General features: G+C 65.5%; 23 protein-coding genes and 1 pseudogene. 8 read left to right on the forward strand and 16 right to left on the reverse strand.

Annotation, left to right across the window (positions count from 1 at the left end; all coding sequences use genetic code 11):
* Window positions 1-25: 25 nt before the first annotated feature.
* Both OEZ60_RS14520 and OEZ60_RS14525 read right to left on the reverse strand, forming a co-directional pair.
* Window positions 26-484: a methylated-DNA--[protein]-cysteine S-methyltransferase gene (locus tag OEZ60_RS14520; protein WP_263337637.1), complete on the reverse strand. Its 459-nt coding sequence runs from the start codon at window positions 482-484 to the stop codon at window positions 26-28.
* Complete coding sequence (locus OEZ60_RS14525; protein ID WP_263337639.1) at window positions 481-1,362, reverse strand: LysR family transcriptional regulator; 882 nt, start codon at window positions 1,360-1,362, stop codon at window positions 481-483. Before OEZ60_RS14525 ends, OEZ60_RS14520 begins: the two co-directional genes overlap by 4 nt.
* Before the next feature lie 93 nt (window positions 1,363-1,455).
* Here OEZ60_RS14525 and OEZ60_RS14530 point away from each other — a divergent pair, with 93 nt between their 5' ends.
* Window positions 1,456-1,662 (forward strand): hypothetical protein, encoded by a 207-nt coding sequence (locus tag OEZ60_RS14530; RefSeq protein ID WP_263337640.1) that lies wholly within the window; start codon window positions 1,456-1,458, stop codon window positions 1,660-1,662.
* Between the two features lie 33 nt (window positions 1,663-1,695).
* On the opposite strand, the gene OEZ60_RS14535 is transcribed toward OEZ60_RS14530, so the two are convergent.
* Entirely contained in the window at window positions 1,696-2,289 is a 594-nt protein-coding gene (locus OEZ60_RS14535; RefSeq protein ID WP_263337643.1) for an NAD(P)H-dependent oxidoreductase, read from the reverse strand.
* Window positions 2,290-2,388: 99 nt separating this feature from the next.
* Between OEZ60_RS14535 and OEZ60_RS14540 the strand changes: the two genes are divergently transcribed.
* Window positions 2,389-2,976 (forward strand): TetR/AcrR family transcriptional regulator, encoded by a 588-nt coding sequence (locus OEZ60_RS14540; protein ID WP_263337646.1) that lies wholly within the window; start codon window positions 2,389-2,391, stop codon window positions 2,974-2,976.
* A gap of 61 nt (window positions 2,977-3,037) precedes the next feature.
* Here the strand turns inward: OEZ60_RS14540 and ileS are convergent, their stop codons facing one another.
* Window positions 3,038-6,007 carry an isoleucine--tRNA ligase gene (gene ileS, locus OEZ60_RS14545; RefSeq protein ID WP_263337649.1) on the reverse strand — a complete coding sequence of 990 codons (2,970 nt, stop codon included), beginning with the start codon at window positions 6,005-6,007 and terminating at the stop codon, window positions 3,038-3,040.
* Window positions 6,008-6,181: 174 nt separating this feature from the next.
* Between ileS and OEZ60_RS14550 the strand changes: the two genes are divergently transcribed.
* A complete protein-coding gene (locus tag OEZ60_RS14550; protein ID WP_263337652.1) occupies window positions 6,182-6,820 on the forward strand; it encodes an MSMEG_1061 family FMN-dependent PPOX-type flavoprotein in 639 nt (212 codons plus the stop codon).
* Between the two features lie 66 nt (window positions 6,821-6,886).
* Entirely contained in the window at window positions 6,887-7,294 is a 408-nt protein-coding gene (locus OEZ60_RS14555) for a group III truncated hemoglobin (protein WP_263337653.1), read from the forward strand.
* Between the two features lie 6 nt (window positions 7,295-7,300).
* Here OEZ60_RS14555 and OEZ60_RS14560 read toward each other — a convergent pair whose 3' ends face one another.
* On the reverse strand, window positions 7,301-7,489 hold the full coding sequence (locus OEZ60_RS14560) for a hypothetical protein (protein WP_263337655.1): 189 nt from the start codon (window positions 7,487-7,489) through the stop codon (window positions 7,301-7,303).
* 63 nt (window positions 7,490-7,552) lie between these two features.
* On the opposite strand from OEZ60_RS14560, the gene OEZ60_RS14565 reads away from it, so the two are divergent.
* Window positions 7,553-8,107 carry a hypothetical protein gene (locus OEZ60_RS14565; RefSeq protein ID WP_263337657.1) on the forward strand — a complete coding sequence of 185 codons (555 nt, stop codon included), beginning with the start codon at window positions 7,553-7,555 and terminating at the stop codon, window positions 8,105-8,107.
* On the opposite strand, the gene OEZ60_RS14570 is transcribed toward OEZ60_RS14565, so the two are convergent.
* Complete coding sequence (locus OEZ60_RS14570; protein ID WP_263337658.1) at window positions 8,104-8,346, reverse strand: hypothetical protein; 243 nt, start codon at window positions 8,344-8,346, stop codon at window positions 8,104-8,106. The two genes, OEZ60_RS14565 and OEZ60_RS14570, sit on opposite strands and share 4 nt — an antisense overlap.
* A 160-nt stretch (window positions 8,347-8,506) precedes the next feature.
* On the opposite strand from OEZ60_RS14570, the gene OEZ60_RS14575 reads away from it, so the two are divergent.
* A complete protein-coding gene (locus tag OEZ60_RS14575) occupies window positions 8,507-8,971 on the forward strand; it encodes a hypothetical protein (protein ID WP_263337660.1) in 465 nt (154 codons plus the stop codon).
* A 15-nt stretch (window positions 8,972-8,986) separates the two neighbouring features.
* On the opposite strand, the gene OEZ60_RS14580 is transcribed toward OEZ60_RS14575, so the two are convergent.
* The 9 genes and pseudogenes from OEZ60_RS14580 to OEZ60_RS22300 all read right to left on the reverse strand — a co-directional run.
* Window positions 8,987-9,766 (reverse strand): succinate dehydrogenase iron-sulfur subunit, encoded by a 780-nt coding sequence (locus OEZ60_RS14580; protein WP_263337663.1) that lies wholly within the window; start codon window positions 9,764-9,766, stop codon window positions 8,987-8,989.
* A 35-nt stretch (window positions 9,767-9,801) separates the two neighbouring features.
* Entirely contained in the window at window positions 9,802-10,113 is a 312-nt protein-coding gene (locus OEZ60_RS14585; RefSeq protein ID WP_263337666.1) for a hypothetical protein, read from the reverse strand.
* Window positions 10,113-10,808 (reverse strand): hypothetical protein, encoded by a 696-nt coding sequence (locus OEZ60_RS14590; RefSeq protein WP_263337669.1) that lies wholly within the window; start codon window positions 10,806-10,808, stop codon window positions 10,113-10,115. The genes OEZ60_RS14585 and OEZ60_RS14590 overlap by 1 nt, the downstream gene beginning before the upstream one ends.
* Entirely contained in the window at window positions 10,808-12,610 is a 1,803-nt protein-coding gene (gene sdhA / locus OEZ60_RS14595) for a succinate dehydrogenase flavoprotein subunit (protein ID WP_263337670.1), read from the reverse strand. The genes OEZ60_RS14590 and sdhA overlap by 1 nt, the downstream gene beginning before the upstream one ends.
* A gap of 12 nt (window positions 12,611-12,622) precedes the next feature.
* On the reverse strand, window positions 12,623-12,994 hold the full coding sequence (locus tag OEZ60_RS14600) for a succinate dehydrogenase, hydrophobic membrane anchor protein (RefSeq protein ID WP_263337674.1): 372 nt from the start codon (window positions 12,992-12,994) through the stop codon (window positions 12,623-12,625).
* 12 nt (window positions 12,995-13,006) lie between these two features.
* Complete coding sequence (gene sdhC / locus OEZ60_RS14605) at window positions 13,007-13,390, reverse strand: succinate dehydrogenase, cytochrome b556 subunit (RefSeq protein ID WP_263337677.1); 384 nt, start codon at window positions 13,388-13,390, stop codon at window positions 13,007-13,009.
* Window positions 13,391-14,054: 664 nt separating this feature from the next.
* The gene (locus tag OEZ60_RS14610; protein WP_263337679.1) at window positions 14,055-15,089 is read right to left on the reverse strand and encodes a glycosyltransferase family protein; all 1,035 of its coding nucleotides are present in this window, start codon (window positions 15,087-15,089) and stop codon (window positions 14,055-14,057) included.
* Window positions 15,086-17,296, reverse strand: coding sequence for a glycosyltransferase family protein (locus OEZ60_RS14615; protein WP_263337680.1), 2,211 nt, complete (start codon window positions 17,294-17,296; stop codon window positions 15,086-15,088). The genes OEZ60_RS14610 and OEZ60_RS14615 overlap by 4 nt, the downstream gene beginning before the upstream one ends.
* Window positions 17,297-17,383: 87 nt before the next feature.
* A pseudogene (locus OEZ60_RS22300) lies at window positions 17,384-17,932 on the reverse strand (FkbM family methyltransferase); the annotation flags it as partial.
* Window positions 17,933-18,359: 427 nt separating this feature from the next.
* On the opposite strand from OEZ60_RS22300, the gene OEZ60_RS14625 reads away from it, so the two are divergent.
* Complete coding sequence (locus OEZ60_RS14625) at window positions 18,360-18,518, forward strand: hypothetical protein (protein WP_263337684.1); 159 nt, start codon at window positions 18,360-18,362, stop codon at window positions 18,516-18,518.
* Window positions 18,519-18,701: 183 nt separating this feature from the next.
* Here OEZ60_RS14625 and OEZ60_RS14630 read toward each other — a convergent pair whose 3' ends face one another.
* Complete coding sequence (locus OEZ60_RS14630) at window positions 18,702-19,586, reverse strand: LysR family transcriptional regulator (protein WP_263337686.1); 885 nt, start codon at window positions 19,584-19,586, stop codon at window positions 18,702-18,704.
* A 193-nt stretch (window positions 19,587-19,779) separates the two neighbouring features.
* On the opposite strand from OEZ60_RS14630, the gene dctP reads away from it, so the two are divergent.
* A complete protein-coding gene (gene dctP, locus OEZ60_RS14635) occupies window positions 19,780-20,763 on the forward strand; it encodes a TRAP transporter substrate-binding protein DctP (protein WP_263337687.1) in 984 nt (327 codons plus the stop codon).
* Window positions 20,764-20,794: the final 31 nt, after the last annotated feature.

The raw sequence follows: 20,794 nt of genomic DNA on the forward strand, positions 1-20,794 counted from the left end.
CCGACAGACACTTGATGGCGCCGCTTCAGATCAGGAGCGAGGCGGCGCCCTCGTGTTTGAGAAGCGCAACCTTGGTCTCCACCCCGCCGGGCGCGGAAAAGCCGCCGAGGCCGGTTGCGCCGAGCACCCGGTGGCACGGCACGATCACCGGCACCGGATTGGCGCCGCAGGCCTGTCCCACCGCCTGCGCCGGCACGCCGAGATCACGTGCGAGATCACCGTAGGTGCGGGTCTCGCCGAAGGGGATCGCGCACATCGCCTGCTGGACGCGCCCGGTCAGGCCCGGCGCGAAGGCGACGGGCAGGTCGAACGCGCGGCGGCGGCCGGCGAAATAGGCGGCAAGCTGGCAGCACGCCTCGGTGAGGAGGTCGGAGCCCGCGGCGGGAACCGCCTCCGCGCTCCATTCGAGCCGGGTGAGGGCGCCATCCGCCTCGGTCAGGACCAGCCGGCCGAGCGGGCTTTCCCAGGCGGCCTTGCGGATCATCCCTCCACCTCCGTGAATGCGCCCGGCCGGAAGGCGGCGCGGATCGCCTCGGCCAGCGCATCGACCGCCGGCGAGGTGCCGCGCGAGGAGCGGTGCAGCATGACGGAGGAGGAATCCACCGCCGGGAACCCCTCCGCCAGCGTCAATTCGCGGCAGCCATCCGGGATCGTGCTGCGCGACAGCGCGACGACGGCAAGGCCGGAACGTACGGCCGCGAAGAACCCGCCCACCGTGTCGCATTCGAAGGCCACCCGGTACGGGATGCCATGCCGGTCGAGCGAGGCGATCATGTTGGCCTGGCACCAGTCGGAGCTGAAATAGACCGCGATCGGCAGCGGGGTTTGCAGGTGCTGGGCGTGGCGGTCCGACGTTACCCAGACCGTCGGCTCGACGCAGAGTATCTCGCCCTTCGTGCCGGCGGGCTTCCATTCGAACACCACGGCGAGGTCGAGCTCGCCCGCCGCCATCGCCTTGAGCTGCGGCACCGAATAGTCAAGCCGCACGGTGACCTCGACCGCCGGATAGCGCCGGGAGAAGGCCGACAGGATGCCCGGCAGCACGGTTTCGCTGTAGTCCTGCGGGATGCCGATCCGCACCGGCCCGTCGAGCGGGCGCGAGCGCAGCGCGGTGGCCGCCTCCTCGATCAGCCCGGTGACGCGGCGGGCATAGGGCAGGAGCTGCGCGCCGCGCGCGGTCAGCGCCACGCCGCGCGGCAGCCGGTCGAAAAGCTGTTGGCCGAGGTTCTCCTCCAGCCGCGCGATCTGCATCGATACGGCCGATTGCGTGCGGCCGAGCCGCTCGGCCGCGGCTGTCACGCTGCCGGCCTCGGCGATGGCGAGGAAACTGCGCAGGAGATCGCTGTCGGGCGGATGGGCCATGTCATCAGCCTGACTGATTCCTTGCATAAATTCTATTCGTTTTTCTGATGCATTAAGGCGACCGAGACTGGGGCCAGAGAGAAGGAGTCCGCCATGCTGCACCGGATCGTCCGATACCGCCTTTCCACTGTCCTGCCGCCCCGGCCGATCGGCAGGGTCCTCGCCGACTGGCGCGACCGCCGGGCTGCCCGGGCGCGCATCCGCGCGCTCCTGCGGCGGGGCGACGATCATCTGATCGACGATATGGGCCTGACCCGCGACGACCTCCGCGCCCGGTTCGGCTGCTGGGACGCTCTCTGAGCGAAACCTTCGCCTCGCCAGCGGGTCGAAGCGTCAACATGCCCGCGCGCCCAGACCTTCGACGGTCCGTGCCCAACGGTCCACGAGTCCCTCGCCGGGATGGCTCGCGCCGGAAAACCAGGTGAAGCGAGCCGGGCGAATGCCGACGAAACCGAGCACCTGGCCGCGAAGCTGATGGATCAGGGCGTTGCGGTATATCAGCCGCTGGAACCAGCCCGGCGTGTCCGATGTCACGATGACCCGCGCGCTGCGCCCGGTCAGAAGCGGCGAGGGCATGCCGAGCCGGGTCGTCGCACGGGTGTCGAACGTGGTCCCCGGCAGGAAGCTGCGGTCGATCAGCCCCTTGAGCTTGGCCGGCAGTCCGCCCCACCACATCGGCATCGCCAGCACAAAGTGATTGGACCAAGACAGATCCCGCATCACGTTCTCCAGCACGGGTTCCAGCGGCTTCGGATCCTGGAAACTGCCCTGACCGAAGTCGGCATCGAACTCCAGTTCGCTCAGATGCACCACCCGAACCTCGTGGCCGGCGGCCCGGGCGGCGCGGGCGTAGATCTCGGCAAGGCTGCGCGACAGCGACACCGCCCCGGGATGACCGTTGAGAATGAAGATGCGTTTCGCCGACATGATCGCCCCCTTAAATTGACCGAGGTCACTATTATAAAGGAAACTGACCGCGGTCAATTATAAATTTGACCGCGGTCAAAACATGCGCTAGAAGGCAGCATGACCCGAGCCGTCCAGAAGCGAACCCTCGAGACCCGCGCGCGGCTGATCGCGGCGGCCGAAGAGGTCATTACCGAGGCGGGGTACGAGGCGATGCGGGTCGAGGAGGTGGTTCTGCGCGCCGGCGTCGCCAAGGGCACGTTCTTCGCCCATTTCCGCGACAAGGAGGCGTTGCTCGAACTCTTGATCGGCACACGGATCGACGCCGCGCTCGACCGGATCGAGGCGCTGCCCGCGCCCGCCGACGTGCCGGCGATCATCGAGGCGCTGATGCCGCTGGTCGCGGTGATGATTTCCGAACGCTATGTCTTCGACCTGATCCTGCGCCATTCAGGCGCGGCGGGGAAGGCCGAGATCGGCCCGATCGCGCAGACCTTCGCCCGCACCGATCAGGTGCTGGGCGAGTGGCTGGCGCTCGGCCCCTTCCGCAGGGATGTTACGCCCGCGCTACTCTCATCGGGCGTGCAGGCCTTCCTGATCCATGTCATCGCGCTGCATTTCTGCGCCCTGCACCAGAAACAAACCTTGCAGGAGATGCTGGCGGAGCTGCTGCAAGCCTGGCTCCTGCCCGGCGGGACCAGGGCATAACGGAAACGGGCGCGACTATCGCGCCCGCTCGCCGTGCCTCATCTTCGGATCGCGGCGTGCCTCAACCCAGCACGTCGTCGCAGCGCGCGCAGGTGCCGTCGTGGCCGTGGCTGCCGACGTCCGGCAGGATCTTCCAGCACCGCTGACACTTCTCGCCGTCGGCCGCCTCGAAGACGACACCGACGCCCGGCACTTCGGGCAGGCGGAACGCCTCCTGCGGCACCGGGTCAGCAGTGAGGCTCATGCCCGACGTTATGCAGATGTCCGCGAAGGGCACCGATTGCAGCGCCTTCAGCGTCTCGGCATCCTCGACATGGACGACCGGGGCGGCCTCGAGCGAGGCGCCGATGACCTTGGCGGTGCGCTGCACCTCCAGCGCCGCCGTCACCACCCGGCGGACCCGGCGGATCTTTTCCCATTTCTGCGCAAGCGGCTCGTCGAGCCAGTCGGCCGGCGTCTCGGGCATGTCGACGAGATGGACCGAGGTGTCCTCGCCGGCAAAGCGCGAGAGCCAGACATCCTCCATCGTGAAGACGAGGATCGGCGCGAGCCAGGTCGCGAGCCGGTGGAACAGCAGGTCGAGCACGGTCCGCGTCGCGCGGCGGTCGATACTGTCCGCGCCGTCGCAATACAGCACGTCCTTGCGGATGTCGAAATAGATCGCCGAGAGGTCGACGGTGCAGAAGGTGAAGAGGGTCTGGAACACGCCCTGGAAGTCGTATTTCGCGTAACCCTTGCGGACGGTGTGATCCAACTCGGCCAGCCGGTGCAGGACCCAGCGTTCGAGTTCCGGCATCTCGGCGGGATCGACGCGCTCGGCCTCGGAGAAGCCGGCGAGGTTGCCGAGGAGGAACCGCATGGTGTTGCGGAGCCGTCGGTAGCTGTCGGCGGTGCCCTTCAGGATCTCCTTGCCGATGCGAAGGTCCACCGTGTAGTCCGACTGCGCCACCCAGAGGCGCAGGATATCGGCGCCGTATTCGTCGATGACCTCCTGCGGGGCGACGGTATTGCCGAGCGACTTGGACATCTTCATGCCCTTCTCGTCGAGCGTGAAGCCATGGGTCAGGACGCCGTGATAGGGCGCCCGGCCCTTGGTGCCGCAGGCCTGCAGCATCGAGGAATGGAACCAGCCGCGATGCTGGTCGGTGCCTTCAAGATAGAGGTCGGCGATGCCGTCCTTGGTCCCGTCGGGCCGGTCGCGCAGCACGAAGGCATGGGTCGAGCCGGAATCGAACCAGACGTCGAGCACGTCGAAGACCTGCTCGTAGGCCGCCGCATCGTGGTCATTGCCGAGCACCTGCTCCTTGAAGCCCTCGCGATACCAGACATCGGCGCCCTCGGCCTCGAAGGCCGCGACGATGCGGGCGTTGACCGCCGGATCGCGCAGGAGGAAGTCCGGATCGGTCGGCATCGCGCCCTTGCGGACGAAGCAAGTCAGCGGCACGCCCCAGGCGCGCTGGCGCGAGAGCACCCAGTCGGGCCGCGCCTCGATCATCGAGTGGAGCCGATTGCGCCCGGTCTTCGGGGTCCAGGCGACCAACTCGTCGATGGATTTGAGCGCACGGGCGCGGATCGTGTCGCCGTACTCGCCCATGCCGTCGCCGAGCTTGGCGTCGATGGCGACGAACCATTGCGGCGTGTTCCGGTAGATGAGCGGCGCCTTCGAGCGCCAGCTGTGCGGATAGGAATGCTTGACCTTGCCCTTGGCGAAGAGCTTGCCCGCCCAAGCAAGCTGCTTGATCACCGAGACGTTGGCCGGCCCTTCCTTGCCCTCGGCCGTGATGATCGCCTCGCCGCCGAAGAGCGGCAGATCGGCGCGGTAGGAGCCGTCCTCCATGACGTTGTAGGTCATCTTGAGGCCGTACTTCAGCCCGAGCTGGTAGTCGTCGTCGCCGTGGCTCGGCGCGGTGTGGACGAAGCCGGTGCCCGCGTCGTCGGTGACATGATCGCCGGGCAGCATCGGGACGTCGTAATCCCATTCGCCACTGGCTCCTTCGACGCCGTGCAGCGGATGGGCGAGCGTCAGCGCGCCAAGCTCCTCGGCGCTCACGTCGCGGAGCTTTTTGGATTCCTCGACCCGCGCGGCGGTGAAGACCGAAGCGGCGAGGTTATCCGCGAGGATGACCGTTTCACCGGGCCTGGCCGAGGCGTTCTCGCCGACCGCGACAACCTCGTAGAGCCCGTAGGCGATCTCGGGGTTGAAGGCGACGGCGCGGTTCTGCGGGATCGTCCACGGGGTCGTGGTCCAGATCACGACGGTTGCGGCTTTGAGTTGATCAATTTTCGTAAAGGCTCCCGCGGGACCACGCAGATCAGCGCCATCACCTGCCACACCAGTCGAACGCACATCCGTCACAACGAACCGAACCCAGATCGTGTGGCTGGTATGGTCGTGATACTCGACCTCGGCCTCGGCGAGCGCGGTCTTCTCGACCGGTGACCACATCACGGGTTTGGAGCCCTGATAGAGCGAGCCGTTCATCAGGAACTTCAGGAACTCCTCGGCGATCACCGCCTCGGCGTGGTAGTCCATCGTGAGGTAAGGATCGGCCCAGTTGCCGGTCACGCCCAGCCGCTTGAACTCCTCGCGCTGGACGTCGATCCAGCCTTCGGCGAACTTGCGGCATTCCTGGCGGAAGGCCACCACGTCCACGTCGTCCTTGTTCAGCCCCTTCTTGCGGTACTGCTCCTCGATCTTCCATTCGATCGGCAGGCCGTGGCAGTCCCAGCCGGGAACGTAGCGCGCGTCCTTGCCCATCATCTGCTGTGAGCGCACCACCATGTCCTTCAGGACCTTGTTCAGCGCGTGGCCGATATGGAGGTGGCCGTTGGCGTAGGGCGGGCCGTCATGCAGCGTGAAGGGCACCCGGCCCTGCTTCTCGCGCAGCCGGTCGTAGACGCCGATCCGCTCCCACCGGGCGAGCCAGTCCGGCTCGCGCTGCGGCAGGCCTGCGCGCATCGGGAAATCGGTCTCGGGCAGGAAGACGGTGCTGCGGTAATCGGGGTGCATATCGGTCTTATCGGCGCACATCGGGGTGTCCTTCTGGTCGGTCTGTCGCGGTCTATGGGGCGGTGCGAAGTCTCGGACACCTTTGCCCGGCGTCTCTTGTTCAGAGCGCCGGGTTCGTAATTCGTATGCCGTGCTGCAGACACATCATGGCCCGTGCTATAATTCCCATGTGCTCCGAGGTAAAGGAGGTGTCGCATGGCCCCTTACGAACCGACTGCCGTCGTGGCGAGCCTGAACGAGATCCGCTCGGTCATCCCCGACGAATTCGCCTCGCAGACCGGCAAGATCATCGACCGGATCGACCCCATCGTGCGGGTCTGGATCGAACGCTCGCCCTTCGTGACGATCGGCACCCACGACCGGGAGGGCCGCGTCGATGTCGCCCCGAAGGGCGATCCGGCGGGCTTCGTCAAGGTGGTGGACGACTGGACGCTGGCGATCCCCGACCGGCCGGGCAACCACCGCTTCGACACCTTCGCCAACATCCTCGAGACCGGACGCATCGGGCTGATGTTCATGGTGCCGAACCGCAACGAGGTGGTGCGCGTCAACGGTTCCGCCCGCGTTGTCCGCGACCGCGCGCTTCGCGAGACGATGGCGATCAATGGCCGGGTGCCGGAATTCGCGATCCTCGTGCGGGTGGAGGAGGCTTTCTACCATTGCGGCAAGTCGGTGATCCGCTCGCGTCTCTGGCAGCCGGATCAGGCGGCGCCGACCGACGGGCTGCCGACCTATGCGCAGGCGCTCATCGAACATGCGAAGCTCGAACGGACGCTCGAAGACGTGGAGCAGTCGATGAAGGACAACGAGGAGAAGCGGCTCTACGACGAGTGACGGCGGCAAAGCGGCGCATTGCGGGGAGCGTCGGAAGCGGGCAGGATCGCGCCGAAAGGAACCGCAATGCCCGCCATCCCCCCGCGCTTTTCCGTGACCCCCGAGGAGATCGACCGCGTAGTCGCGACATTCTATGCCAGCGTCCGGGAGCATCCCGGCCTCGGCCCGGTCTTCGCGGCGCATGTCAAGGATTGGCCCGCGCACGAGGTGAAGATCGCCGCCTTCTGGCGCAACGCGATCCTCTACGAGCGCGGCTACGATGGCAACCCGATGGCGGTCCACCAGGAGGCCGGCAACGTCCGGCCCGGCATGTTCGACCCCTGGCTCGGGCTCTTCGACTCCGTGCTCCGGCACGAACTCGCGCCCGAGACCGCCGCGCAATGGTCCGCGCTCGCCCATCGCATCGGGCGCGGGCTGCGCTACGGGCTGGTGGAGGCCGCAACCCTGCCCGGCGGCATCCCTAAACTGGTCTGAACGCGGTCAGTCCCCGCGCAGGCAATGGCGCGGCGCGCCGGTCGTGACCGCGCCGCAGGCGGCGCAGCGATAGCGGTCCGCTCCGAGCGCGCGGTCGAGCCGCCAGCGGCAGGCGCGTGTCAGCGTCTTGCCCCGGCGCGCGAGCCAGAGATAGGTGAAGACGCCGAGGAGCAGGATCAGAAGCAGGATCGGCATGCCCTGCCCTAGCACGCGCCGCGCGGAGATGTAATATCCGCCGGTCCCATGCCGGAGAACCCCATGCCGAAACCGTCCGCGCCGGTCGCCACCATCGATGTCCGCATCGCGCGTATCGAGTCGCTGTTCGAGTCGCTCGACCCCTCGCCGTTCCATGACCGCGACCTCGACCCCAAGGCGCTTGACTACATCGTCGGCTGGGCGCGGGAATACCCGTCGGACGCGGCCTTCCGGCTGCGCCTGCACCTGCCGGGGCCGGAGGCGGCCCGCGCCGGCGCCGGCGATGTCGCGGCGGCGATCCGCGCCAACTTCACCTACTGGGCGGACTCGGAGGCGCGTGACCGCCGCGAACAGTTCCGCATGGGGCGCCGCTACCTCGCGATCGGCCTCTCGGTGCTCGCGCTCTGCCTGCTGATCCGCGAGTCGCTGCCGGCGCTGATCGGCGCCTCGCCGCTCACGCAGTTTCTCGGGGAGGGCCTCGCGATCCTCGGCTGGGTCTCGAACTGGCGGCCGCTCGAGACGCTGCTCTACGACTGGTGGCCGATCCACCGGCGGCTGACGCTCTACCGGCGGCTGGCAAAGTCGGAGGTCGAGATCGTTCCCGCCGAGGCTGGCTAGCGGCCGGTCCGGTTGCGCCGTCCCTTGCGGAAGGCGCGGATGTCGAGCCAGACGACGCCGATCCCGAGCGGGATCATCCAGAAGCCGAGCACCGGCAGGAAGCCGAGAAAGCCGCCCACGATCAGGAGCAGCCCGAGCACCGTCCGCAGCCCCGGTGGCACCTTGCGGTTGACGCGCGCGAGGAAGCGCCGGCTGCGTTTCGCAAGCGCCTTGATCTTCGCTCGGTCGATGAGGGCCATGGGCGCGGTTTCCGGCGGCTGAAGGGGCGGAGCGACATCTGCCATATAGACCGGGAATGACTCCGCGTTAAGGGGCGCCGATCCGCGCTGGTGCATTGACCCGTGGCGCGCCCACGTTCACACTTTCCCGAAGGTCAATCACCCCCGGGGGGGGGCCTCCATGACTCTGCGTTCTGGCCTGCGACTCCTCGCCGCCGCGCTCTGCGCCGCAACGTTCGCGACTGCCGCGACAGCCCAGGATCTGTCCGGCTGGGGTGATGTCCGGGGCTTCCTGATCCAGACCCTCGCACCCGGACAAGAAATCGCGGCCTTCGCCTGGCTTCCCGACAATCCCGATCCTGCACTCGCGCGAGAGGCGATCGGCGTCGTCTATCCGGAGATCGTCGGATCGGCGGGCAATGTGGACATCAGGGTGGCGTACTACGCGCGCGGTGACGCCGGCTTCTCCATGAACCGCACGGTCAGCAACGTCTTTGGCATGGAGCCGCGAAACGCGCAGTTCCTGCCGGACCGGATCGAGGTCACGACGACCGTCCTCGGCCCCAATGACCCGCGCTGCTGTCCGTCGCTCGCGCGGGTCTGGTCGATCTCGCGCACCGACTGGAGCGCCCATCCGCTGAACTAGGCCGGGCGGCCCCGCTCAGACCACGCGTTCGACCATCAGCCGCTTGATCTCGGCGATGGCCTTGGCGGGGTTGAGACCCTTCGGGCAGGTCTTGGCGCAGTTCATGATCGTGTGGCAGCGGTAGAGCTTGAATGGATCCTCGAGCTGGTCGAGCCGCTCGCCGGTGGCCTCGTCGCGGCTGTCGATGATCCAGCGGTAGGCGTGCAGGAGCGCGGCCGGGCCGAGGTAGCGGTCGCCGTTCCACCAGTAGCTCGGGCACGAGGTCGAGCAGGAGGCGCACATCACGCATTCGTAGAGCCCGTCGAGCTTCTTGCGGTCCTCGATCGACTGGCGCCACTCCTTCGCAGGCCGGTTGGTCTTGGTCTCGAGCCAGGGCATGATCGAGGCGTGCTGGGCGTAGAAATGCGTCAGATCCGGGATCAGGTCCTTCACCACCGGCATGTGCGGCAGGGGATAGATCTTCACGTCGCCGGTGATCTCGTCGAGCCCGTAGATGCAGGCGAGCGTGTTGATCCCGTCGATGTTCATCGCGCAGGAGCCGCAGATGCCTTCCCGGCAGGAGCGACGGAAGGTCAGCGTCGGGTCGATCTCGTTCTTGATCTTGATCAGTGCGTCCAGAACCATCGGCCCGCACTTGTCCATGTCGAGGAAATAGGTGTCGACACGCGGGTTCTCACCGGTATCGGGATCCCAGCGGTAGATCTGGAACTTGCGGACATTGGTCGCGCCGGCAGGCTTCGGCCAGGTCTTGCCGACCCGCATCTTCGAGTTCTTCGGAAGGGTGAACTGGACCATGGGCTATCCCCTTTGCTCGCGGGTCTGGGCGCGTGTCATTCGGTGGCCGCCGCCGGCAGGGCGGCGATGCAGGCCGCCGCCTTCGGGCGGTCGGCATAGGACAGGATCAGCGCGCGGTTCTCGGCCGAGACCGCCTTGTAGTTGTCGGCGAGGCCGAGCTGCACGCTTTCGGGCAGTGTCATCGCCTTCAGCACGCAACCGCCAGCTTCGGCGGGCAGGTCGGGCCGTTCGGCAGACAGCACCTTGTCGATCGCCAGCCGCGATTCCTTGCGCGTCGCGTCGGCGGTGATGACCGCGACACAGCCGGGCAGCAGGCCGACGGCGGCAAGGGCGACAGGGATCCGCATCAGTCGGTCCTCAGTGAAGCGCCGATCGTGGAACCGTCCTTGAGGAACAGGAGCGCGCGCTGCTGCTCGGCGAGCGTCAGCGAGTTCCACCGTTCGGCATCGCCGGGCAGGAGCGGGTATTCGACCGGCAGCGGCAGCTTGCCCTTGGCGGGCTTCGGCGCCGCGGCGCGCGTCGGCACCACGTCGGCAGCGTAGGTGGCCGTGCCGGTGCCGCCTTCGAGATAGGAGCCGCGATAGCCCGCGCCGCCGGTCATCGCGGCCGCGCCGCGCTGGCGCGGCGTATAGGCGAGATCGGTCGTCGGCGCCCCCGGCGCGGCCGCGGCGGGCGGCGTGCCGTAGGTATAGGTCCGCACCGTCATGCCGCCGCCGCTCTGGACGGCGTTATACTCCCGGATCGGGGTCGAGGCCGACGCGGCAGACGCACCGTCCAGCGCCGAGGCGGACGTAGCGATTGGCGCCCCCAGCGCCGCCGCGCGGCGTTGAATGCAGGCGTTCACCGCCGCGGCCCCTTCCGCGGTGCCACCTTCGGCCGGCGTCACCGTCGGCGCCGAAACGCCACCGGGATAGGTATAGGCGCCGGGCGGGTTGACCTCGAACAAACACGAGGTTGCAATATCCGCCTTCGGCGAGCCGCATGCGGTCAGCGCCACGGTCGCCCCGAGGATTATGAACGCGACTCGACTGTCTCTGCGCATCAATAGACCCTCGCCTTCGGCGCGATCTTCTTGAGGTCGATCCCGCCCTCCTTCTCGGTCGTCAGCGGGTCGAGATGCACCGGCCGGGTCGAGAGCGTGACCCTGGCGCCGTCGACATGGGCCAGCGAATGCACCCGCCAGGTCGCGTCGTCGCGCTTGGGGTAGTCCTCGTGCGCATGCGCGCCGCGGCTTTCCTTGCGCGCCTCGGCGGCGACGATGGTCGCAAGCGCGTTCGGCATCAGGTTCGCCAGTTCCAGCGTCTCCATCAGGTCGGAGTTCCAGACCAGCGAGCGGTCGGTGACGGCAAGGTCGTCCATCTTGGCGGCGACCTTCTTCATCTTCTCGACCCCTTCGGCGAGCGTCTTGTCGGTGCGGAAGACCGCGGCATCGGCCTGCATGGTCTTCTGCATCTCGAGGCGCAACTCGGCCGTCGGCACGGCGCCCTTGGCGTTGCGGAAGCCGTCGAAGCGCGAAAGCGCCTTGTCGACCTCGGCCCTGTTGACGGGCTGGCTGCGCTCCCTCGGGTCCACCACCTCGCCCGCGCGGATAGCCGCGGCGCGGCCGAACACCACGAGGTCGATGAGCGAGTTCGACCCGAGCCGGTTGGCGCCGTGCACCGAGGCGCAGCCGGCCTCGCCCACCGCCATCAGGCCGGGGAAGACCGCGTCGGGGCTGTCCTTCGTGGGGTTCAGCACCTCGCCCCAGTAGTTCGTCGGGATGCCGCCCATGTTGTAATGCACCGTCGGCAGGACCGGGATCGGCTCCTTGGTCACGTCGACGCCGGCGAAGATCTTCGCCGATTCCGAGATGCCGGGCAGCCGCTCGTGCAAAGTCTCGGGCGGCAGGTGATTGAGGTGGAGGTGGATGTGGTCGCCCTCGGCACCCACACCCCTGCCCTCGCGGATCTCGACCGTCATGCAGCGCGAGACCACGTCGCGGCTGGCCAGATCCTTGTAGGTCGGCGCGTAGCGTTCCATGAACCGCTCGCCCTCGGAGTTGGTCAGATACCCGCCCTCGCCGCGCGCGCCTTCCGTGATCAGGCAACCCGATCCGTAGATGCCGGTCGGGTGGAACTGCACGAACTCCATGTCCTGCAAGGGCAGGCCCGCCCGCGCCACCATGCCGCCGCCGTCGCCGGTGCAGGTATGGGCGCTCGTCGCGCTGAAATAGGCGCGGCCGTAGCCGCCGGTCGCGAGCACCGTCATCTTCGAGTTGAAGACATGGATCGTGCCGTCATCGAGCTTCCACGCCACGACCCCGGTGCAGCGACCGTCGGTGACGATGAGGTCGAGCGCGAAATACTCGATGAAGAACTCGGCGTTGTTCTTGAGGGACTGACCATAGAGCGTGTGCAGGATCGCGTGGCCGGTGCGGTCGGCGGCGGCGCAGGTGCGCTGCACCGGGGGGCCCTCGCCGAACTCGGTCGTGTGGCCACCGAAGGGGCGCTGGTAGATCTTGCCCTCCTCGGTGCGGCTGAACGGCACGCCGTAATGCTCAAGCTCGTAGACGGCCTTCGGCGCCTCGCGGGCGAGGTATTCCATCGCATCGGTATCGCCGAGCCAGTCCGACCCCTTCACGGTGTCGTACATGTGCCACTGCCAGCTGTCCGGCCCCATGTTGCCCAAGGAGGCCGCGATGCCGCCCTGCGCCGCGACCGTGTGCGAGCGGGTCGGGAAGACCTTGGTCACGCAGGCGGTCCTGAGCCCCTGCTCGGCCATGCCGAGCGTGGCCCGGAGCCCGGCGCCGCCGGCGCCGATCACGACCACGTCGTATTCGTGAACTTCGTACGGATAAGCTGTCATCTTGTCAGTCCCTCAGAGCGCGAGCCGGATCAGCGCGTAAAGCCCGGTGGCCATCAGGCCGTAGGAGAAGCAGGTTACCGCGATGATCGAGAGCTTGCGGACGATCCCGTGGGTGTAGTCCTCGATCGCGATCTGGGCGCCGTTCTTGAAGTGGTAAAGGCCGATCAGGATCGTCAGCCCCGCGACGATCGCCGGGAAGGGCCGGCTGTAATAGGCGACGACCTCCTCATGGGGCGCGCCGAGGATGCCGCCAAAGGTGAAGATGAAGAGCGGCACGAGGATCGCCAGCCCGACGGCCGAGACCATCATGTGCCAGTGATGCAGCGTGCCGGACTTGGCCGAGCCGAGGCCCTCTGCGCGCTTGCGGTCAGTGAGGTAACGCATGGTCCTGCTCCCTCAGAGGATGATGACGGTGAGAAGGGTCAGCACGACCGATCCGATGATGCAGCCCCAGCCGAGCTTCTCGGCGGTCGGAATGTCGAGGCCGCGGCCGCTGTCGTAGTAAAGATGCCGGAGCCCGGCGAGGAAGTGGTACCAGATCGCCCAGATGGAGCCGAGGAAGACCAGCTTGCCGAGCCATGATCTCAAGACCGCGTCGGCCACGGCGAAATAGCTCTCGCTCGTCGCCGCCGCCAGGAGCCACCAGACGATCAGGGCCGCCGCCACGACCAGCGCGTTGCCGCTGATCCGGGTCAGGATCGAGGTGAGCATCGGCACCTGCCAGCGATAGATCTGGAGATGCGGCGACAGCGGACGGTTGCCCCGGTTGACGTCGGCCATGGTCGGTCCCTCTCTTGCCTCAGCCTCGCGGCAGCGCAGAAACGCCGGCGGGCATCGAGTACTTCATGACCGCAAATCCCGCTCATGTCACGTCGCTTATGGCGCAAAAACGACGAATCCTCACGCGTTAGCGATAAAGATCGAATTTGTGATCACATAAAAAAATCTTGTGATCACCAATTTGCCGAAATCACGGTTCCCTGCAGCATTAACCCGATCGGCGACCGGCGGAATTCGCTTGGAGCGATCTTGGACGGTCTTTCCGCGAACACCGCCGTGAACGATGCGAAGCCGACGCGCCTGCGTCCCCGCCGGAGTTCCAGAGCGCGGCTTGAATCGCGTTGCCGCGTCGAGTGCGCATCGCGGTGACACCCCGTCGCCGCGCTGCCGCCGCCCGGTAACCCCATCATCGGGACCCGGCAAGCACGGCCGAGATCGCGACTGCCGGAACGCGCCCCGGCAGATAGCGCTCACCGCGATCAATCACGCACACCGGCTGCACAACATTGGAAACCAGGGATCAATGGCGTGATCGTCCGGCCGGCAAAGGTCTCGCGCGGGCATGCTGATCACGGGGGCCACGCCAAGCACCGTGGTGACGGTTGAGACCGACCGCACCACTTCGCCGGACCGCATCGACGACCGCGTCGCCGTCACCTGGAACCTAGGCGTTCGCGATCAGTTTGGTGTTTTTTACCAACCACTCTCGAAAGTCCGTCTTGAATGGATTCGGGAATGCCTTCTGCAGGTCGGCACGATCGCGGAACAGCTCGCGCGCCGATTTGGGAATTGGTGATCCGTCACGGAATATGCCGTAGTACCACCACCCCTTTGGGATCAGTTGATCTGTGAAACGTTCGACTTCGCGCCGATACCAGGCCCAGACTTCGTGAACCTCGAAATTGTCCTTTGCGTAGCGCTCGGTCATCGTGTCGCCGACAGGACCGAGCTTGGTGAAGTGGTAGAACCGCAGCGGCACGCCGTTGACCAGGATCGATCCGTCCGCCGGGATCGTGACCCTCCGGTGGCTGAGATTCCAGCTGGCAACATTGTAACCCGGATCGCGCAGCACCTTGACGCTATCGAAATAGCAGGGGATCAGGTTGCACCACTTCTGATCGACGAAGACCCCGATATCCAGCCGATCGACGCACCACGTGTGTAGCCGCGCAGTCCACCATTCGGCAAACGCGCGCGCTTCGGCATCGTTACGAACAGCCAGGAAACCGAGGTTGTAGGTGCCATAGTGCAGCGAGGTGATCTCGTTGTCGCGCACGGCCATTTCTTCGGTGTCGGGAGTGGTTTGGTGAGGGGTCAGCACGATCGACCAGTCATCCAGAAGATCCACGACCGGCTGCATCGGGCCGAATACCGCGATGTCAGGGTCGAAATAGACGATCTTCTCCGCGTCCGGTTGCTCCATGATATGCAGAAGCGCGCGCCCCTTGACCGCCGTGCATGCCTCGACGATGTCGTGACGAAACAGCCAGGGCTCGGTGATATCGCCGAACAGCTCGTCGGCGGTAACGACCCGGTCGAAATCTTCGTCGGCGGCGTTGAACCGGAAGCCCGGGGGTGGATGGTCCGTGATCACAGCCCAGATCACCCAATCGGGGTGCTGCCTGCGCAGCGAACTGGCAAGCACACGGGCACGATTCAGGTAGCTGAACGAAAAGCTTGTATAGGCGTGGACTTTCATGCCGCGGTCATTCTTTGAAGAGTTGGTATCGCCATATCGCTGTATCGGGCGTGCAAGGTCTCGGCTCGCCGCTGCTCGCGGACTCGCAGCGCCAGGTCGCGGCATTCGGAACTGTTGAGCCACTCCGACACGGCGTCTGCAGAGTCCATGACCACACCGCGGCCCGTGGCTTGCACCAACGCCGCGACATTACCCGAGCGCACGTCCGTCACAACGAAGGCATGGCTCGCCAGCGCCTCGGCGGCGGTCAACGAAAAGGTCTCAGGCCAACCTGCGAAATGAAGAACGAAATCGATGCCGGCTGCGGTCAGCGCGCGGGTCATCGCATCGGGCGCTTCGGACGACGCCGCGACGTAATGCCTGGCGATATCCAGCTTGACCTCATGACGCCCGAAATAGTGGAACTCGATTTCCGTGCTGGCGGAATGATCCGCGACCAGCCGTTCGAATTCGAGCCAGCCCTTGTGGGCGACCGGCGCCCCAACGAACGCAACCCTGATCGGCGCGGCATCCGCACGACCGAGGCTTGGCAACGGCTTTGGCCGAGCCACCGCGTCAAGAGTGATGTGCGGTTGCACGACCACGTCGTGCAGCCTGTAATCGCAGGCTCTGGTCCAGACATCCGCGGCGACCTGAGACGGCGCCAGCGCCGTCACGGCAATCCGGTCGAAGAACTCTCTGAGGCGCTGCATATGCGCGGCGCGGGAAGCGCCAAAGACGCAGATTCCACACGCCGGCGATCCGACGCCGGGCGCGCCGCAATAGCTGATGGTGTTGCGCATCAACGTGTAGCTCTGGCAGGCGGCGAAGAAGTCGTGGAGCCAGAAACAGCAGCGGCTGTCTCCGCCTGCCTCGATCAGCCGCGCGACCGCCTCGGGAGCGTGGCCAAGCAGGTGATGGACGACGAACCGGAAGCTTTTCCCCAGAACCGTCAGGCTTTCTACCGCCGCCATTATGTCGGCATACCGTGCCACCCCGATCACGGAACCGTCCAGCGTCAGGCGGAACACGGCCGTGTCGGTCTCGCTTTCCGGCAGCAGCGCTGTGCAAGTGCGCACCGGGTGAATGTTCAGATAAGCCATGCCGGCGGTCGCGGTGCGGGCGGCCTCGATCTGAATGCAGATCTGCGTACCGCCGGTAACTTTCAGGTAGTTGTCGTGCGACACGCTCACGACAACCTGTTTGCTTGCCTGCGCGAGTGCGAAGGTAATCGCTTCCGCCTCGAGCACCGCTTCGAGGATCTCGGGCAGCGGCGCCAGTACGGACTGTCCGATCCGGGACGAAATCGCGCGCAGGACCTCGACCTGCTTGCTGCTGGTCCGAGCTAGCGGTTTTGGCGCCGGTTTTGGCGGCGGAGCGTCGAAGATGGTCTTGAGCTGCGTGATCCGCGCCTGAACCAGATTCGGCATATCGGCGGACCGGAGCAGACTGCGCGTGGCGCGGCGGTGGCGGGCATTCAGCCAGAAGTAAAGGGAAAACGGGAACTTCCGAGCCCGGTTGGCAAGCCGCAATGCCGCGGCATGCTGCACGCCCCACTGTTCATGCAGCTTGTGCAACTCGTCCAGCCTCGCCTGCGCGATGCCAAAACGCCGCGAACAGTCGGCTTCGGCGCGGCGGGCGACATCCCGGCTCTCGGCGGCCGCTGCCTCGGCGCGATTGACTGCAACCCGGCTCTCAGCAGCCACCGTTATTGCGCGGTCGGCAACCTCCCGACTCTCCGCAGCCTCAGCCCTGGCACGGTCGGCAGCTTCCCGGCTCTCGGCAACCTCGGCCCGAGCGCGATCGGCAGCTTCCCGGTTCTCCGCAGCCTCGGCCCGAGCGCGGTCGGCAACCTCCCGACTCTCCGCAGCCTCAGCCCTGGCACGCTCGGCAGCTTCCCGGCTCTCGGCAACCTCAGCCTCGGTGCGCTCCGAATCGCACGATGCCGGAGGCACCCGCAACCGGCGCGCCGCGATCTGCTGTCGAAGCGTTTCGCGGCTGTATTGGGGTTGCTGCAGCAGCAGCAGCACCAGATCATCGGCCGTTTCGATGAGTGGTAGGGCAAGTGCGTCGATCCGTTCTGAGAACCTCGCCGCATTTTCGGAGGGCAGGAACAACAGGCCGCATTCCGTCCCGCCGGCGAAAATGTCGAGTGCCGAGTGATTGAAGTTGGCGGGCGTGAACGCGGGAGTATTGAGTCCGCAGCAGAAATAGCCCTGCCCCTGCATGTGGCGCAGCAGATCGAGGCCGCGACCGACATCAAGCACTTCACTAAACACGACCGGCCTGTGATCGGCCAGAATTCGGGCCGCCCCCTTGAGGGCCGGGAGTTCGCCCCCCTCAAGGTCGAGCTTTATGAAGTGCACCGCGCCGTCAATTTCATCGTCGAGCCGCACGAGTTCGACCGGGCCGTCTTCCGCATCCGCCGCCAGCCGGATGCCGCCCGCATTCCCGCACTGCGGTTCAATCAAGCGCCCGCGCCCCGTCATTTCGGCGAGACCACGAGCCCGAACGTCGATGTTCCGCACAGCGGAAAGTGCAGCATTCCGTTCCAACACTGACCGGTTCTCGGCCGATGGCTCGAAACAGATCACCCGTCCGCGTACGCCAACTCTTTCCGAAAACGCCCGCGCGTGTGTTCCAAAACAAGCTCCGCCGTCGACGACGGTTTCGCCGTAAGCCATAAAATGGAAAAGTATTTCCAGCTCGGCTTGCGCCCATTCCCCGTACTCACGCAGGGAGTTTCCGATTATGTCTGAGCTGCCGGGGATGCAAAAAGGACCATACCGCGTCTCGATTTCGACGGACGGATGTCGTCCTTCAACAAGAGTAGAGTTCTGACTGTTAACATCCAAGATAGTCATACCTGTCCATCCAGCTTTCCTGACACAACAAACACGGCGATAATCCAACCACCGGAGGGATAATTGATTCCGCGCAAGGCAAAACACCCGCCCCAGATTGTGGCGGTTATCACGGGTGATTCGATCTATACCTGAACTGTCAGAGATCAGATCGCCTTCTAGTTAGCCGCGTGGGGGCGGTCAAGCACCCCGCGGCACAAATCGGTTCTTGACCGGGATTCTCCCTCCCCGGAAAAGATTTGCCCGTCTCGAGGCGGGTTGGGAAATGCGCGCCGGACCTTGCGCGGCAGGCCCCTGTTGGCGGCGTCCACATCGTCTGCCGCGGGGCGGCCGCGGCCAGGGTTGTTCGCAGGATCCTGACCCTGAGAACCGATCCGGGCGGGGTGCGAGTATCCCTGCACATTTCCAAAAGGAACGGAGTGTCCAGATGCCGAAGGAACGATTTACGGACGCGCAGATCACATTTGCGCTCAGGCAGGCGAAGGCACAAACGAGCGGCGGCAATATCTTCCCGAAGGTGGGCGCGGCGGTCGCAATTTTCAGGCGCCGCAAGAAAGTCCAGGTCGAAATGGGCGGCAAGCCATAGTCTGCCACCGACGCAGTGGATGGGCGTTGATGGTGTAACCGCCCATTCGGCGGAATCCATTTGCCAAGGCGGGACCGCAACGATCCAATTTGGGAGGCCATCGAGTTGGAGATTACCCCGTCGGACCGGACTTGGCGAAGAATGTGGTCCGGGCGCACGGGGCAGGTATGGATGGGCGGTTGTTTAAAGGGTTTCCCAGACGTCCCGACCGGTCTTGTCGAGACGATCGAGCGAGCAGAAGAGCGACAGCGTCAGCGTGGCTTCCCAACTTTCTCCGCCGACCCGCGCGATCCGACCATCCGCCATCTCTTCAGCGACCACGCTTTCCGGAAGCCAGGAAAGGCCGCTGCCCGACAGCGTTCGGCGTTTGATGGCTTCGGTGAGTGCGTCCATGTAGCGAAGGGCGAGCGGCGCTTCTCGGCGTCCGATCGTCTGGTCGACCACGGCGCCAAGGAAGCTGCTGGGATCGTATCCGAGATAGGGTATCGGCGCGACGTTCGCGGCATCCAGATTCCAGCCGTGCCGGCTTGCGGCCTCGGCCTGGGCTACCGGGAACATCTTTTCGGTGCCGATGTCTTTTCGCGTGAACTGCGCCTCGTCGAAGATCGGCTGAACGTCCTGGTGGCTATAGCAGAGCAGGAAGTCGCAAGTGCCGTCTGACAGCATCTGACAGCAGGTCCGCAGATTGTCGGAATACACGCGGACACGCAGATTCGGAATGTCCTGCTCCATCTGGCCGATGCGCCGGGAGAGGTAGTTCACGGAGATCGTGTGCAGCACCGCGAAACGCTGAAACGCGGTGACGCCCCGCTCCTGCGCTCGGAGCGTCTGGCGCATATCGGTGAGTTCCGCGATGGCGTTCCGCGCGACGGGCAGGAATTGCTGTCCTGCCTCCGAAAGCTGGACGGGATAGGTCGATCGCTTGATCAGCGGGACGCCGATCCAATTCTCCAGCGCCTTGATACGGCGGCTGAAGGCGGGCTGGGTGATGTTCCGCTCCTCTGCCGCACGCGTGAAGTTCAACGTCCGCGCCAGACAGGCAAAATCCTGCAACCAATTCAGGTCCATCGCCTCCTCCTCGACAGCGCCATGCTACACGGCTCCGAGCGTCATGCAATTTCGGCATGATTGGATGACATGTTTGAATTGGCGCGGTTCGCCTTCACTTGCTTAGACTTGCCTACCGGCTGCGCCCGGCGCAGCCCGCAAAGGCTGACGGCACAAAAGACCGTCGAAGAGCCTTCTCAACCGGGAGATGATCATGACATCGAAGCTCACCTGCACTACCGCCTTCGCCATTGTTACGATGGCCGCGTTTCCTGCCGTTGCAGAGACCACGGTGCGTCTCAGTACTTATGTGAACGAAGCCGACATCCGCTACGAAGGATTTGTGCATTTCGCTGATCTGGTCGCCGAAAAGACCGGGGGCAGCGTCAAGGTAGAGGTGTTCCCGTCCTCGACGCTCCATGGCTGGTCCGAGGGGGTAGACTCACTTCAGGGCGGCGTCTCGGATATCTCGTGGATCAATGCAGACAATCGCCTGCCGTGCTATGCTGTGACGTCACTCTACCCGGCGCTCGTGGATCTGTCCGAACAGCCGAAACTCGACGCCGACTACGCCAACCTCATCCGTAACGAGGCGGCACAGCAGGGGCTCGTGCCGCTTATCAACTCGAACTATTCCTACGATCAGGAGTGGTGGTTCGAGGAACCAATGGGCGACATCGGCAAGCTGGACGGCAAGCTTGTTCGCTCGATCGGCCCGCTCGTGTCGATGATGATCGAAACCTGGGGCGGCGAACCGGTGTTCGTGGCACCGAAGGAAGTGTTCCAGTCCGCCGAGCGCGGCGTCGTCGACGGGATCAACATGGGCGTCGCCACCTATTCGTCCTGGAAGCTTTGGGACGTCATGCCCCACATGGTCAATGCGAACCTGTTCTACGGCAACATTATCTACATGATGAACAAGGACAAGTTCGACGCGCTCACGGCCGAAGAGCAGGCCGCGGTCTCCGAGGCCGCCGCCGAGACCGAAGTCTGGCTTCAGCCGAAATATGAAGGTTGGGTGGACGAGCAGGTTGCAGCCGCGGTTGCAGCGGGCGGGACGGAAGAGAACCTGTCGGCCGAGGCCAGCAGTGCGTTGATCGCAAGCGTAAAGGACAAGTGGGATGTAACCGTTGATGAGGCCTGCGGCGCCGAACTGGCCGGCCAAGTTCGCGAGCTTCTGGCAAGCCACGCTCCCTGACGGTGCGACCACCCGGCGGCCCCGCGTCTCA

Source organism: Albidovulum salinarum, assembly GCF_025673475.1.
Taxonomy (GTDB): Bacteria; Pseudomonadota; Alphaproteobacteria; order Rhodobacterales; family Rhodobacteraceae; genus Albidovulum; species Albidovulum salinarum.

Excerpts from the sequence above, each read along its gene's own strand:
- OEZ60_RS14520 (WP_263337637.1), bottom strand. The coding sequence starts at position 484 with ATGATCCGCAAGGCCGCCTGGGAAAGCCCGCTCGGCCGGCTGGTCCTG.
- OEZ60_RS14525 (WP_263337639.1), bottom strand. The coding sequence starts at position 1,362 with ATGGCCCATCCGCCCGACAGCGATCTCCTGCGCAGTTTCCTCGCCATC.
- OEZ60_RS14530 (WP_263337640.1), top strand. The coding sequence starts at position 1,456 with ATGCTGCACCGGATCGTCCGATACCGCCTTTCCACTGTCCTGCCGCCC.
- OEZ60_RS14535 (WP_263337643.1), bottom strand. The coding sequence starts at position 2,289 with ATGTCGGCGAAACGCATCTTCATTCTCAACGGTCATCCCGGGGCGGTG.
- OEZ60_RS14540 (WP_263337646.1), top strand. The coding sequence starts at position 2,389 with ATGACCCGAGCCGTCCAGAAGCGAACCCTCGAGACCCGCGCGCGGCTG.
- ileS (WP_263337649.1), bottom strand. The coding sequence starts at position 6,007 with ATGTGCGCCGATAAGACCGATATGCACCCCGATTACCGCAGCACCGTC.
- OEZ60_RS14550 (WP_263337652.1), top strand. The coding sequence starts at position 6,182 with ATGGCCCCTTACGAACCGACTGCCGTCGTGGCGAGCCTGAACGAGATC.
- OEZ60_RS14555 (WP_263337653.1), top strand. The coding sequence starts at position 6,887 with ATGCCCGCCATCCCCCCGCGCTTTTCCGTGACCCCCGAGGAGATCGAC.
- OEZ60_RS14560 (WP_263337655.1), bottom strand. The coding sequence starts at position 7,489 with ATGCCGATCCTGCTTCTGATCCTGCTCCTCGGCGTCTTCACCTATCTC.
- OEZ60_RS14565 (WP_263337657.1), top strand. The coding sequence starts at position 7,553 with ATGCCGAAACCGTCCGCGCCGGTCGCCACCATCGATGTCCGCATCGCG.
- OEZ60_RS14570 (WP_263337658.1), bottom strand. The coding sequence starts at position 8,346 with ATGGCCCTCATCGACCGAGCGAAGATCAAGGCGCTTGCGAAACGCAGC.
- OEZ60_RS14575 (WP_263337660.1), top strand. The coding sequence starts at position 8,507 with ATGACTCTGCGTTCTGGCCTGCGACTCCTCGCCGCCGCGCTCTGCGCC.
- OEZ60_RS14580 (WP_263337663.1), bottom strand. The coding sequence starts at position 9,766 with ATGGTCCAGTTCACCCTTCCGAAGAACTCGAAGATGCGGGTCGGCAAG.
- OEZ60_RS14585 (WP_263337666.1), bottom strand. The coding sequence starts at position 10,113 with ATGCGGATCCCTGTCGCCCTTGCCGCCGTCGGCCTGCTGCCCGGCTGT.
- OEZ60_RS14590 (WP_263337669.1), bottom strand. The coding sequence starts at position 10,808 with ATGCGCAGAGACAGTCGAGTCGCGTTCATAATCCTCGGGGCGACCGTG.
- sdhA (WP_263337670.1), bottom strand. The coding sequence starts at position 12,610 with ATGACAGCTTATCCGTACGAAGTTCACGAATACGACGTGGTCGTGATC.
- OEZ60_RS14600 (WP_263337674.1), bottom strand. The coding sequence starts at position 12,994 with ATGCGTTACCTCACTGACCGCAAGCGCGCAGAGGGCCTCGGCTCGGCC.
- sdhC (WP_263337677.1), bottom strand. The coding sequence starts at position 13,390 with ATGGCCGACGTCAACCGGGGCAACCGTCCGCTGTCGCCGCATCTCCAG.
- OEZ60_RS14610 (WP_263337679.1), bottom strand. The coding sequence starts at position 15,089 with ATGAAAGTCCACGCCTATACAAGCTTTTCGTTCAGCTACCTGAATCGT.
- OEZ60_RS14615 (WP_263337680.1), bottom strand. The coding sequence starts at position 17,296 with ATGCAGGGGCAGGGCTATTTCTGCTGCGGACTCAATACTCCCGCGTTC.
- OEZ60_RS14625 (WP_263337684.1), top strand. The coding sequence starts at position 18,360 with ATGCCGAAGGAACGATTTACGGACGCGCAGATCACATTTGCGCTCAGG.
- OEZ60_RS14630 (WP_263337686.1), bottom strand. The coding sequence starts at position 19,586 with ATGGACCTGAATTGGTTGCAGGATTTTGCCTGTCTGGCGCGGACGTTG.
- dctP (WP_263337687.1), top strand. The coding sequence starts at position 19,780 with ATGACATCGAAGCTCACCTGCACTACCGCCTTCGCCATTGTTACGATG.